Raw genomic sequence first — 12,988 nt, 5'->3', positions numbered from 1 at the left:
TATGACATTACATATTTTTCAACAACAAGTATCAACTGCGGCTACTGAGTTAGTCGCGCAATCAGTACAAGAATTCAATGCTGCATCTGGTGGTGCTTTAGTGCTCGGTGGAGGTGATCATATTGGTGATTACGTAGAGCAAACATCATGGCAATTGCTCGGTGGACTTGCTCAGCGTCGTAATGCTTATGGTGGCGGAACATTAGTACCTCAAGAATTAGGACAGCTATTAGACCGCATGATTAAGGTTGATGGACGCATTGGTCCTATCTCTGTTACTCCAACTATGATGAAACGCTTAGGTAAAGATGTAGCAGAAGCGGCAGCAGTTGTTGCCGCTCAATCAGCCGAAGCAATGATGCAAGATTATTTAAATACTACAGGGGCTGCATTAAAAGCTGCTATTTCAGCTAATAACGAAGCTGTAACAGACCTATCCACCGCTGCAGGTGTATCACCTTCTCTAAGAGGATTAAATAAAGGAGCTAGACCATTTGGTGATGCTCACTCTCGTTTAGTTACATGGCTAATGGATGGTGCGACTTATAATGATTTTATTGATGAGACACTGACTAATGCAAATCGACTATTCCAGATTGGTAATATTTCTATAATGCAAGATGGTATGGGGAGACGCTTTGTTGTTTCTGATATTCCAGCGTTATCTGATGGTGATAAACAAAACGTATTAGGATTAACTGTTGGCGCAGCTGCGGTAGCAACTTCACCATTAATCATGAAAGCACAAGATGTTTTAGGCCAAGAGAACGTTAAGGCCTTAATGCAAGGTGAGTATGACTTTACCCTAGGTGTTCGCGGTTATCAATGGGCTAAAGATAGTATTAAATCGCCAACAAATGCTCAAATCAGTGATTCTGCTAATTGGGGTAAGATTGCGACAAGCATTAAAGATACAGCAGGCGTATTAGTTACGTTTGGTAAATCAATCACAAAATCTGCTCCAGCGAAATAATAAAGGGGTTCGCCCCTTTCTTTAGGTGAATTATGTCAATCGAAATTACATTAGAGCAGGCAAAACAACAGCTATCTTCAATGGGATTTGTAGCAACTGATTTCATTTTGGAGTCACTGATATCGCTCGTTAATACTATTGATGGTTGCCTTGATGCTACAGGTTATTCGGATTATGTCATTAAGCTTATTAAAATGTATTCCGTTATGCTCTTGCTCTCATCGTCAGATGTAAGAAAAGTATCATCAGAATCTGCCCCGTCGGGTGCTTCTCGTTCTTACCAATATTTTGATGATGGGAGATCATCTTTGCTGTCAATGTTAAGTAAGTTAGATACGAAAGAATGCACCTTGGCACTTCCTATCGTTAGAAGTAATAGTTTATTACAGTTTAATGTAATCAGGGGGTGATTCATGTCTGATTTAGCTAACTGGTCATACACAGCAAAAGCTACTATTTGGCGATGCATAGGTGAAGATGAATATAGTAAAAAAACATTCAGCGGACCGGAAATAATCACTTGTGATTATGGCATGGAGGCATCTAATAAGCTTAATAATATCGGTTTAGGGTTTGCGGTTAAAAACACATTCTGGACTGAGTATGATAAAGCCAAGGTAGATGATTATATTTTATTTGGCGAAAGCATTGAAGTTGACCCAATAAAAGCTGGGGCAGATAGGATTAGGCATATCATTCGATATGCTGATACTTTCGGGCGTTTAGCTGATGATTTTACACTAATAACGGCGGTGTGATATGGGTGTTAATGTGAAAGGCGTTAAGCAAAGCATTGATAGGCTTAATGCAATTATTGAAGATGTTCAAGGACGTAAAGCAGTAAGAGCCATACAAGCAACATTAATGATTGGCGCTGCTCAAGCCGCTATTTACACTCCTATTGATACATCAACATTAATTAATAGCCAGTTCCGTGAAGTATCGGTTAAAAAGGGTTTGATTACAGGCCGTGTTGGCTATTCAGCTAACTATGCGGCTTATGTTGCTGATCCTAGTATTCATATGGCATTTAAACGAGCAACAGCCAAGAAAGACTTTTTGAACAAAGGATTTGAAGATACAGCAAGGCTTAGAGATGAAGTAATAAGAAAGGAAATGGCATTATGAAGATGTATAAGCAGCTTAGGGAGTATCTTGCCAAATCTGGCTCTATTAGTAATGCCGTTATTCAGTATCTAATTTGGAAAGATAAAGGAAAGGATAAAACCTATATTGTATTTAGACCTAATGGCGGCTCTATATTAAGCAGTACGTTAGGTAATGAATATCATGTATTAGTCGATTTTATCGCGCCAGATAACGACCCTGAGAGCATTGATGACTTAGTTACTAATATTGTTGATTACATCATGAAAAATCAATTTGATGAGTGTTTAGGCTCAATTCAGGTAGTAGGAGCAATACCGACGCCAATAACAACTGAGGATAGTAGAATCGTTTATCGATTACAGGTGTCCATAAAACACGGGAATTAAACAATTACATACCGCTTCGGCGGTTTTTTTATTTAGGAGAATGACATGGCTGTATGTGAACTACAGAATAATAAATTATTTGGGGCTGCCGTGGTGCTGGAAGTTTGTGACGGTTGCCCTGATTCAACGCCAAAGGAAGCTGATTGGAAAGCACTAATGGCGGGGACGTCGAAAGGCTTGGATTACAGTCCAAATACTGTTACAAGTGATGCAGATGACCAAGGTGGCTTTGTTGAAGCTATCGTGACTAATGCCGATATTGCACTCTCATTTGAAGGCGAAGTTAGAATCAATGATAAGCTTGATGAGTACGGTTTCTATAAGTTGGAACGATATTTTGTAACAGAAATTTCAAATAAGAGACAACCGAGTATATGGGTGCGTTTAATGTATGGCAATAATACGTTTGTTGGGTATATGGCAATCACGTCATTAAGCTGGAGTGGTGGATCGAATGATATCGTTAGCGCATCGTTAGAGTTTAAAGTAGCCGCTTCTCAAACCGTTAAAATCACATCAGTTACCACTAGTAATGTAACAGGGGATTAATCAATGATAAGGGTTGATATAGGCGAAATATTAATAAAACAAAGGTTAAAGGGATTTTTAAGCGATAAAAATATAGAGTTTAAACTAACTCCATCATTTGAAAATATCTCAAAAATTGGAGATTCAGAGCAAATTATTGATATCTATTCAACCCTCGTCAATAACCGGCACATGCAATTATTACAATCATTTAATAAGAGCATGAATAAATTAGTAACTAAAGAAATAAAAACACATATAAAGCGACAAGAAAAGCTAGCTAGTTTAGTGATTGATTGCTGCTGTGATGAAGATGCAAGCGAATTAGCGCTAAGTTCGGATACTAAAATAAACATAGCCATATCGCTTTTGAAATACGGTATAAGTGGCCATGCGAATATAAGAGTATCTCAACGTAACGAAGTTAAGCAATACCAACCAAAATTTGATGTAAACCAATACATCAGTAATGCTCGTGTTCATTTAGGCTTATCGCTTAATGACGCAATGAGGCTCACAATGACTGAGTATATTATTCTGATGGCAAATAAATATCCAGACAATGATGGCTTTACCGCGAAAGAATACGATAGCGTGATGGACGCTTACGAAAAACGACGAGCGGAACGACTTAAAACATATCAATGACAGCGGCTTTGGTCGCTTTTTTTATGCCTGTCGCTAGGCAGTAACAATCACAACCCTATTAGAAATGAACCCTATGAAAGTAGTTAGGTTATTGCTTTCCTGTTGTGGGCTATTTTCTTTGCGACTAGGGTTCATTTCTAAAAGGAAAAAGCAAATGAATATTATTAAATTTGATTTTAAGGGACATCAAGTAGGCTTTAATAATGATGGGTGGATAAATGCAACTGAAGCAGCAAAAAAGTTTGGTAAAAAACCAGCTAAATGGTTAGAGCTTCCAAGTACGGGTAGTTATATTGATGCGCTAGCTAAGGCTCTAGGGTTCGATGTCCGAAAATCGGACTTTGAGTTAGTTAAAACAACTAGAGGTGGAGCAAAATCAGGAACATGGTTTCATCCAAAGTTAGCGGTAGCATTTGCTCGGTGGTTATCTGATGATTTTGGAGTTTGGTGCGATTTACAAATAGATAAATTAATTCGCTCACAGAAAGTCAGTTACACCGATGAACAAGTTATGGCAATTTTAACACATAGAAAGCCTCAATCATGGGATAAGAAATTTCAAGATCCGTTCTATCAAGCATTATCTAAAATGACCAGTTTACCATTCAATAATCATATTGGAGGCTGTCCTGCATTATTCGGGCTAATTACTCAAAAATGGGTATATGGAATCGTGTTACCTAAATTTGTTTATAAAAGCATTAAAGACAAATTAAATAAAGGTGACAAGATCCATCAGTATTTAAAACCTGAGGCTTTAAAGTCAGTAGAAGATCAGTTAATCGCTATAACGACTATTGCAAAAGGTTGTATTGACTATAAAGACTTTGAAGCGAGATGCTCAACCATCTTTAACATTCAAGGACAAATGAAATTTATCTTAGCCGCCTAGTGCGGTTTTTTAGTGGGTGAATAAATGGCGACTTATACAGAAGGTAATATAGTTTACGAGGTATCACTTGATACTAAAAACTTACTTGAAAACTCAGGTAAAGTTAGAGAGCAGTTACTAAAGTTAAATGACAATGGCGAAATAGCAGCCAAAGGGCTTAAGAAGGTAGAATCATCAGCAGCAAGCGCAGGCAATTCACTAGGTAAACTCACCACTGTTGCTAAGGCGGTTAGTGCTGCTCTAGTATCAAGCCAAATACTAGCTTATGCTCAAGGCTGGAATGAACTGGAAGATAGAATCGGTAATACTGGTGCTACAGTTTCACAAACCAAAGATATAATGGATAAGCTACTTGAAACTTCAAACCGTAATGGGCGCAGCATAGAGGAATCATCAGAGTTATATATTAAGCTATCCAATTCGATGAAAGAGTTAGGCTATAGCACTAATGATACATTGGATTATATTGATACATTATCAAATTTAATGACCATCAATAAAACTAGTTCGATGGGCGCTGAGTCAGCTATTAATGCATTAACTAAAGCACAAATGAAAGGCAAATTGTCTGGTGTTGAAGCTATGGCTGTATTTAATGCCATGCCAAGCATATTAAAAACACTCGGCTCACAGCTAAATAAAACCGAATCAGAAGTTAGAAGCATGGCTGATAGCGGTAAATTATCTATGCAACAATTTTCCCAAGCAATGATTTCGGCGCAAGATGAAACAGCTAAGCTTGCTGATAACATGCGAAATACGGTTAATGATGGTTTAACACGCGTAACTAATAATCTAAAAAAATATCTAGGAGAGCTGAATAACTCAACTGGCGCGACAGGGTTACTTGTTGATTCTCTTGTGCTAGTTTCTCAGCATGTCGATATTTTAGCTAATGGCTTGGGCATTCTAGCTGCGGTTTATGCAGGCAAATATATTACATCAATGGCAGCAGCAACTAAGCAAAGTGCAGAGAAAGTTATTGCGACATTACAAGAGTCAGCCGCGACTAAAAAATTAGTAGCTGATGAGTTAATAGCTTTAGAAACAGAAGGTAGAGCGTTAACTGTAAGAAAACAAAATCTATTAGCGACAAAAGCCATAACAACATCGAAATTTCAATTAAAAGGAATTAATCAGCAACTAAATGCTATTGAAGCTCAAAGAACTATTTTAATTGATAAAGAAACAGCCGCTCAAGCAAGACTCGCTACAGCTACCAAAGTATCAACAGTCGCCGCAAATGGATTAAAAGGCGCTATGTCAATGTTAGGTGGCCCTGCTGGAATTTTGTTAATTGCTGCGGGGGCTTTCATGAGTTGGTCGGCTAGCGCTGAAGCAGCGAGAGAAAAAGCTATAAATTTAGCTATAGATATAGGTAGCTTAACTGCCGCTTATAAAAAAATGAATAATATTCAAAGAGAAGCCGCAAAGGTTAGGCTTTCTGAGGATATTGCGGAGCAGCAAAAGCAATATGATAAAGCAACAGATAAGGTAAATGAATTTAAGCAAGCTGAAGCTGATGCTGCAGCGCAGTTTAACGTTGAAGGGCATGGTGAACGATACCAAAACCAATTGAAGTTATTGCTAGCTGCGCAAGATAAAATAGGGCAAGCTTTAACTGAGCAAAAAACCACATTAGATAATTATAATAAAATATCTAACGAAGCCGCTAATGCAACAGATAATCTAGCAGGTTCAACAAATGTTCTAAACGAAGCATTCAGTAAAGACGCAACTGATAGTATAACTAAAAATATTGCTAAGTTAGCGCAAGAAACTGAAATAGCTGAATTAAAACAAAAAGGCTTAACCAAACAAGCATATATTTATCAAGGTGTATTATCTACTCTTGGTGATGATGCTGGTAAATATCAAGCGTCATTATTTAAAGCTGTTCAATCTGGGGATTTATTAAAAGGAAATATTGAGGGTCTACCAGAGCAAGTTTACCCATTAATAGCTGCGCTATCCCAGCTTTACGAAGTTAATAATGACGGTGCAGGAAAAACTAGCTCAGCAGCTTCCAAAATAAAAGAGCTTGAGAATAATATTGCCGTAGCAAGGCTTGAGGTAAAAGGTGCCATTGCTGATGCTAAGGAATTAAAGGCATTACAAGATGCTAAAAGTACCAATGGAACTCAAGAGGAAATAAACAAAATAGTCGCTCTTACTAAAGAGTATGAAAATTTACAAGCAGCCAAGGAAGGGCGAACTTTCGCAAAAGAGCAAGTTGATAACGGCATGACAGATCTTGAAAAGATAGATAATGACGAGTCTATAAAACTTGATATGTTAAACGCTTGGCGAGACACAGGGCTTGCTGACGAACAGCTATATCAAGATGCCTACAATGCAATTGTTGAAGATGGAGCAAAAACACGTAAGAAGATTGAAGATGACGAAGTCGCAGCAAGACTTGCGAATACGCAAGCAATATTGAGTTCATCAAGCGATCTGTTTGGTGGTTTAGCTGATTTAACCAAAACATTCTCAAATGAGCAAAGTACTGCTTACAAGGCAATGTTTGCAGTAAGTAAAGGTTTCGCTATCGCCAATGCGGCGCTAAATTTACAAACAGCAATATCTAATGCATCCTCAGCACCATGGCCTACTAATTTTGCATTTATGGCTCAAGCAGCCGCACAAGGAGCACAAATAGCTTCAAGTATTTCATCATTAAGCTATGGCGGAGGTCGCGAGCATGGGGGATCGGTTAATGCTAATTCAATGTATAGAACTGGAGAGGGTGGCAAACCAGAGATATTAATGTCAGGTGGGCGTCAATATATGATACCCGGTGAAAATGGAAAAGTTCTTAGTAATAAGGATATTCGGAGTGCCTCGGCATCTAATAGTGCAACGGCTCTTGAGTGGACTTTTATTGTTGAAAATAATGTTGGTAACGCACAAATTGGGCAACCAGACATTGATCGCGATAAACGAATTGTTAAATGGGCCGTTAGTGAAGTAGCTAATGGTATTCAAAATCATAGCGGAGAGGTTTGGAATGCGATGAAAAACTCAACAAATATCAAAGCTAAACTTTAATTTTCATTAGAGAGTGGTAAAATGCTGCTACTTTAATTTATGAGGTAGCAGCGTGAAGAAATTAATTTTTGTTTTAGCATGTTTTCCGTTTTTGGCTTTTTCAAGTATGGTGAAATTTGGAGATTGGGCGGTTGATTCAAAAGTAGATCCAATTACTGATAAAAAAACCGTGATGATTATGGCTGTAGATACCACAAAAAAACGAAATAATAGTGCAGGATTGATATTTAATTGCAATTCAACTAGCTTAACATCAATGTCTTTGCTTGATATTCCTAATAAAAATCAGGTTGGTAATAAAGTTAAATTTATTCTTAGAGTGGATAAAAACAAACCATTCGAAATGGAGTGGGTTACAACTGAGATTAATTATAGCTATTCAAATTTGGATGAAATCAACAAGCTGGTCGAAAACGGCAATAAATTAATTATTAGAGCTGAATATCCTAAAGGGACAAAAGATTTTACCTTTTCTCTATTAGGATTTAAAAAAGCTTATTCACAATTAAAAAGTCACTGTGAAGCTATTAAATAGGTATAAATATGAATAAAAAAATACTAATTTCACTCTTGTTTTTAGCTGGGTATGCTTTCTCCTCAAATAATGAACTATCAACTAAAATCAACTTTTGCAAAAACATTAAAGAAAAAGAAAGCAGGCTAACTTGTTACGACGTTCTTTTTGAAACGAAAGCTGAAGTTAAAGTTACTTCTAATGATACGGGTAAATGGAAAATTCAGGAGGATGCATCGCCAATTGATGATAGCAAAACAGTAGTTTTAATGCTTAATGCTGATGCTCCAATACAAGTTAGATATGATCATACAACCCCTTATCTAGTTATACGCTGCAAAGAAAATAAAACAGTTCTTTATGTTGGTTTTGGTACATTTTTAGGATCTGACAGAATAACACCAATAACAAGAGTTGATACAGAGAAGGCAGTATCTAATATAACATGGAGTATATCAACAGATCATGAAGCTATGTTTTATGACGGAGCATGGGGCGGTCCAGGGGTAAAAAAAACAACTGACTTTATAAAAGAACTAAGCGATAAAAATAAATATTTTATTCAAGTAACGCCATACAGTGAAAGCCCTGTAAATACTACATTTACTTTAACTGGGCTTGATGAGGCAATAAAACCCTTAAGGGCTGCATGTGGTTGGTAAAATAGAAACCATCTGCACCAGGATAAAATAAACGCAATCTAGCTAAACAGCCCTCTCATGAGGGCTTTTTGTTATCTAAGGAAAAATAATGAAAGTATTCTCAATAGTATTCCATCATAAAAATGGGATGATTTTTGCTACAAATAGGCATGATGACTGCTGGATATTATTATTTGGTGATGTCTATGGCCGCCTCACTAAAATTAGAGACGACCACGAGTTTATCAAGAATGGATGTATGATGAGATTATCTGAAATGCGTCAGGAACATGAGATAGACCCTTGCTTAATAGTTCAAATACCAAATGTTTTGTGGCATCTGCAGGCAGCTCTTTCAGTTTACCAACGAATGTCTTCTTCTCTGCCTCCGATAGCTGAGATTTGTTTATAATTTCTGTGAGTTTTTCGATTGTATCGTCATGGATTTTAATCGTTGTAATATTTAGTATTGCTTTTAATCCACCATCATTTCTAATAAAGTCGATACCATCTCTTGTTATCTTTAATTTTGCCTTATTAAAAGAATAGCCATCATCAGAATAAAATGTAACCGCTTGTTCAATTAACCCATGGCTATAAAGATACCAAACATTAGTCATAAAGTTAATGTCTGAGCCAAACATATTAATCGCTTTATTAAATTGCTCCTCAGTTAGATAATCAGGAAATACGTTATATAGCATTATTAGCAATTCATTTTGTTTATCGCGAGGGAATTTATCCATATTAAGATCCTAATTAAGTTTAGGGCTTATTTTTTGTCTTTAATTTAATATTCATTTAAGTTTTCCATACTCACTATTGGTGGTTTAGGTGGTAGAATATTTGCTACGCCTTGTTTTATTATAAAGTCACAAAGAAAGAAGATGACCATTGATATTACACCGGAAATAATAAATACCATGTGGTTGGATGATTTAAATGTTATATAATTTGTAAACGTTGATATTGCATCAAGTTTATAGTAATAACATACACCAATAAAACCTAACACCCAAGATGCAATTGAAAAATAACAGCTTTTATGATGCGACAATAAAGTTGAATAGTTGTTCCATAAGTTACTAGGTAAGAAACGAAGATAATTAATATTTTCAATACATTTGTTTTTTAGTGGATTGTATTTATCTAGTATTAAGCATATTTCTTTTCCTTTATTACTTCTTTTATTGTAAGAACCATCTTTATTTACTGATATATTATGTTGCGCAGCCATCGAATGAGCTCTATCTATAGCATGATTAATTGTGTATAAATTTTCCATCAATAATTCGAATTTTTGTTTTTCGACAAGATCCAACCAAAAATCAGATATTTTTGTAGGTTTTGGTTGATATCGGTTTATTTTAAATGATACATAAATACCATAAATTATAATCACTAAAGGGGCTAAAATTAAAATTGCAGCAATACATATTAAAATTATTAATAACACTCCTCCTGCGGAGTCATTTTTTTTTCGTGCCATAATGGTACCTATGTGTGTCAGGGCTTATTTTTTGTTTAATTCTGATAAAATTTTATTAGCTGCTTGTGTAGCTGATATCGTCGCTAAATTTTCTATAAATGTGGCTAATTCATTTCTTGGTAATGTTTTTAACATGCCAGCCATACTCGCAATTGCTTTAGGGTTATTGTGAGGATTATTAATCGCTTCAATATCACTATTATCATAGACAGATAAAGCCATTTCTAATGCCGTAACAATCTCAGCATTCATTGAACGATTATTTTTTTCAGCCAAATTTTGAATTTTTTCTTTTAATTCAATCGGTAATCTAATTCTTAGCTGTGGATCTTCTCTGCTCATACAAAAACCTCAAAATTTTTTTACATTATGCCTCACTGTGCGCTTGACATCAATGACGCACCGTGTGACAATGTTGTGAATTCCTCACGGTGAGGCGTTTTAATGAAAAGGAGATAATAATCAATGAGAGTTAACATTCGAGAAATAGCACCATGTGCAGTGAGAATGCAGCCGTATCTAAAACGATGGTTTCAAGAGTATGCAAAAGAAAATGATCGTTCAGTTAATTATGTATTGAATGAAGCATTAGAGTTCTTCAAACAACATAAAGAAGAGGAGAAAAAAATTGCAGGTATATAAAAAACTAAAGGCTCTAACTGCGCTAACAGTTAAAGCCCTAAACCAAGTTAACCACATACGCTTAAATAAGGATTAAACTTATGAACAACATTAACACAAATACTTCAAATTGTCCAGTAACAGTGCCGTTTTATGGTAACAGTTTATATCTAGTTAATAATAACAATGAGCCTTATGTTCCTATGAAGCCTATTGTTGAGGGGATGGGGCTAGACTGGGGCGCGCAGTTTACAAAGCTCAAAAGCAAATTCAATTCAACTATTGCGGAAATCACAATAGTTGCAAATGATGGTAAAAATAGACAAATGTCTTGCTTACCACTTCGCAAACTTCCTGCGTGGCTATATTCAATTCAACCTAATAAGGTTAAGCTAGAGCTAAAAGATACAGTAATTAAATATCAAGAAGAATGCGACGAGGTATTATGGCAATACTGGACAAAAGGGCAAGCAACAAAAGAAAGCGTAAAATCGTCGTTTAAATCATATTTACCAGAATACCGCCAAGCTAAAGCTATGGAATTGTCAGTTAGAGCATTAGATAAGATGTTTAGCAATTTACCTCATTTAAGCGAGCAATCTAAACAAGTTATTTACGCTGACACTATTAATCCTATTGCTGGTAAAAATGTGATTCCTTTACCTAAACTAGAAAGCAAAACTTTTTCAGCAACAGAAGTAGGGAACCAATTAGGCGTATCCTCAAATAAAATTGGGCGAATAGCTAAAGAGCTTCATTTGAAAACGGAAGAATACGGAATATTTGTATTAGATAAGTCGCGTTCATCTGACAAGCAAGTCGAATCTTTCAGATATAACAACAAAGCCATTGATGTTATTGCAAGCCATTTAACAATTAAAGCAACAGCTTAACCAACCCATTTAAAAATAAGCCACCGCTAAGAGTGGCAACTTTGAGGATACAAATATGCAAAACGAATTAGTATTTAATAATACACCTTTGGCAGTTACTGAAATGAATAATCAAATCTGGTTAACTTCGGCAGAACTAGCAAAGGCTTTGCAGTACGCAAGTAGTCGAGCTGTAACTAAAATTTTTAATCAAAATAAAGATGAGTTCACCGAAAATATGACTACTATTATCGAGGTACCCGTATTGGGAACCACGGGGAATTTAAAGGCTTCAACGCGTGTTTTTTCACTTCGAGGTTGTCATCTAATCGCTATGCTTTCACGAACTAAAATAGCTAAACAGTTCAGAAAATGGGTACTTGATATTCTTGATAACGAGGCGAATAAACCAGTTTACAATCCTAAACCTGTAAATATTCCTTATGATGGACGTTGGTTAGTGCGCCGATCTGGTAATGAAATAGACGTAACAAATATGGATGGTAAAGGTTTTGTGGCAAGCTCATTGATGTTACAGCTTCAAAGGGATTCTGCTTTTTATCGTAACCAGTTAAAGGATTTAAGCGATAAATTAAAGTTCTTTGTAGAGTTAACTAATAATTATGCGACAAGGACACGAATCACTACTAATGAATGTAGTCCTACAATGTTTGATGTTCCATTAGCTAAATTATCAATTTAAGCCTAAGCCCTACGGGGCTTTTATGATGCAATTAATAATGCGCTTGTGCCATCATTGATAAGATAAAGGGTGATAATATTAATAGAGCCGATAAGAAAGCAATCTTGCTGTACTGGGATATTAAGCGGTCATCTGATATTACATCCCATAAAGTATAAGACCCAACTTGCTCAAGATTCCATAAATCAACATAAACAAAAGCAAAACACAAAAAGCTGGCAAGTAAAAGATAACCTATCATTTTAAAATATGTATCATTATCTTTTTTGAAGACAAAAAAAGCTAATATACCAGTTATTATTACACTTGCGAAAAAAGGTATTGCAAAAAAAGAAGAAGCATCTAACTTTTTATTTAAAAAAGTTTGATATAAGTATAGTGCTAAAATATACAGTATGCCGGGTAACAGTACGCTTAGCGACATAAGTCGTTGAGATTTAATTATCATTGTTTTAATTTTTATTTCATTTTAATGATTAAGTATCTCACACAATACAATTGTATTCAAACAACTCATTTTAATTTGTTTTTTTTATTAATATAAGCTTTGATTGTTAGCT

At 35.8% G+C, this 12,988-nt stretch carries 18 protein-coding genes; 14 read left to right on the top strand and 4 right to left on the bottom strand.

The genetic code is table 11. The annotated features are described in order from the left end of the window. Window position 1: 1 nt before the first annotated feature. The 11 genes from RHO12_03170 to RHO12_03120 all read left to right on the top strand — a co-directional run bounded on the left by RHO12_03170 (window position 2) and on the right by RHO12_03120 (window position 8,764). On the top strand, window positions 2-973 hold the full coding sequence (locus tag RHO12_03170) for a major capsid protein (protein WVD66783.1): 972 nt from the start codon (window positions 2-4) through the stop codon (window positions 971-973). A 32-nt stretch (window positions 974-1,005) separates the two neighbouring features. After that, window positions 1,006-1,383, top strand: coding sequence for a hypothetical protein (locus RHO12_03165; GenBank protein WVD66782.1), 378 nt, complete (start codon window positions 1,006-1,008; stop codon window positions 1,381-1,383). A 3-nt stretch (window positions 1,384-1,386) separates the two neighbouring features. Continuing rightward, on the top strand, window positions 1,387-1,731 hold the full coding sequence (locus tag RHO12_03160) for a hypothetical protein (GenBank protein ID WVD66781.1): 345 nt from the start codon (window positions 1,387-1,389) through the stop codon (window positions 1,729-1,731). Between the two features lies 1 nt (window position 1,732). Beyond that, the gene (locus RHO12_03155) at window positions 1,733-2,101 is read left to right on the top strand and encodes a hypothetical protein (protein WVD66780.1); all 369 of its coding nucleotides are present in this window, start codon (window positions 1,733-1,735) and stop codon (window positions 2,099-2,101) included. Next, a complete protein-coding gene (locus RHO12_03150) occupies window positions 2,098-2,469 on the top strand; it encodes a hypothetical protein (GenBank protein ID WVD66779.1) in 372 nt (123 codons plus the stop codon). Before RHO12_03155 ends, RHO12_03150 begins: the two co-directional genes overlap by 4 nt. 45 nt (window positions 2,470-2,514) lie before the next feature. Next, complete coding sequence (locus RHO12_03145) at window positions 2,515-3,018, top strand: hypothetical protein (protein WVD66778.1); 504 nt, start codon at window positions 2,515-2,517, stop codon at window positions 3,016-3,018. A 3-nt stretch (window positions 3,019-3,021) separates the two neighbouring features. Beyond that, complete coding sequence (locus RHO12_03140) at window positions 3,022-3,645, top strand: DUF6246 family protein (GenBank protein ID WVD66777.1); 624 nt, start codon at window positions 3,022-3,024, stop codon at window positions 3,643-3,645. A gap of 154 nt (window positions 3,646-3,799) precedes the next feature. Further along, on the top strand, window positions 3,800-4,537 hold the full coding sequence (locus tag RHO12_03135) for a KilA-N domain-containing protein (protein ID WVD66776.1): 738 nt from the start codon (window positions 3,800-3,802) through the stop codon (window positions 4,535-4,537). Between the two features lie 24 nt (window positions 4,538-4,561). Further along, window positions 4,562-7,588, top strand: a complete 3,027-nt coding sequence (locus tag RHO12_03130) for a tape measure protein (protein WVD66775.1) — start codon at window positions 4,562-4,564, stop codon at window positions 7,586-7,588. 52 nt (window positions 7,589-7,640) lie between these two features. Then, complete coding sequence (locus tag RHO12_03125) at window positions 7,641-8,123, top strand: hypothetical protein (protein ID WVD66774.1); 483 nt, start codon at window positions 7,641-7,643, stop codon at window positions 8,121-8,123. Between the two features lie 8 nt (window positions 8,124-8,131). Beyond that, the gene (locus RHO12_03120) at window positions 8,132-8,764 is read left to right on the top strand and encodes a type VI secretion system-associated protein TagO (GenBank protein WVD66773.1); all 633 of its coding nucleotides are present in this window, start codon (window positions 8,132-8,134) and stop codon (window positions 8,762-8,764) included. A 224-nt stretch (window positions 8,765-8,988) separates the two neighbouring features. Here RHO12_03120 and RHO12_03115 read toward each other — a convergent pair whose 3' ends face one another. From RHO12_03115 to RHO12_03105, 3 genes are read right to left on the bottom strand one after another with little or no spacing between them, the layout of a single operon-like run. Continuing rightward, window positions 8,989-9,489 (bottom strand): hypothetical protein, encoded by a 501-nt coding sequence (locus RHO12_03115; protein WVD66772.1) that lies wholly within the window; start codon window positions 9,487-9,489, stop codon window positions 8,989-8,991. 44 nt (window positions 9,490-9,533) lie between these two features. Beyond that, window positions 9,534-10,232: a hypothetical protein gene (locus RHO12_03110; GenBank protein ID WVD66771.1), complete on the bottom strand. Its 699-nt coding sequence runs from the start codon at window positions 10,230-10,232 to the stop codon at window positions 9,534-9,536. Between the two features lie 24 nt (window positions 10,233-10,256). Beyond that, complete coding sequence (locus RHO12_03105) at window positions 10,257-10,574, bottom strand: Arc family DNA-binding protein (protein ID WVD66770.1); 318 nt, start codon at window positions 10,572-10,574, stop codon at window positions 10,257-10,259. A gap of 123 nt (window positions 10,575-10,697) precedes the next feature. On the opposite strand from RHO12_03105, the gene RHO12_03100 reads away from it, so the two are divergent. The 3 genes from RHO12_03100 (at window position 10,698) to RHO12_03090 (ending at window position 12,428) form a co-directional block, all read left to right on the top strand. Beyond that, complete coding sequence (locus RHO12_03100) at window positions 10,698-10,874, top strand: hypothetical protein (protein WVD66769.1); 177 nt, start codon at window positions 10,698-10,700, stop codon at window positions 10,872-10,874. An 80-nt stretch (window positions 10,875-10,954) separates the two neighbouring features. Beyond that, window positions 10,955-11,746, top strand: a complete 792-nt coding sequence (locus RHO12_03095; protein WVD66768.1) for a phage antirepressor N-terminal domain-containing protein — start codon at window positions 10,955-10,957, stop codon at window positions 11,744-11,746. A 55-nt stretch (window positions 11,747-11,801) separates the two neighbouring features. Then, entirely contained in the window at window positions 11,802-12,428 is a 627-nt protein-coding gene (locus RHO12_03090; GenBank protein ID WVD66767.1) for a BRO family protein, read from the top strand. Between the two features lie 31 nt (window positions 12,429-12,459). Here RHO12_03090 and RHO12_03085 read toward each other — a convergent pair whose 3' ends face one another. Next, entirely contained in the window at window positions 12,460-12,876 is a 417-nt protein-coding gene (locus tag RHO12_03085) for a hypothetical protein (protein WVD66766.1), read from the bottom strand. Between the last annotated feature and the right edge of the window lie 112 nt (window positions 12,877-12,988).

This window comes from Orbaceae bacterium lpD02, assembly GCA_036251875.1.
In the GTDB taxonomy this organism is placed as follows: Bacteria; Pseudomonadota; Gammaproteobacteria; order Enterobacterales; family Orbaceae; genus Orbus; species Orbus sturtevantii.
This window is presented reverse-complemented; position numbering and strand designations above follow the sequence as displayed.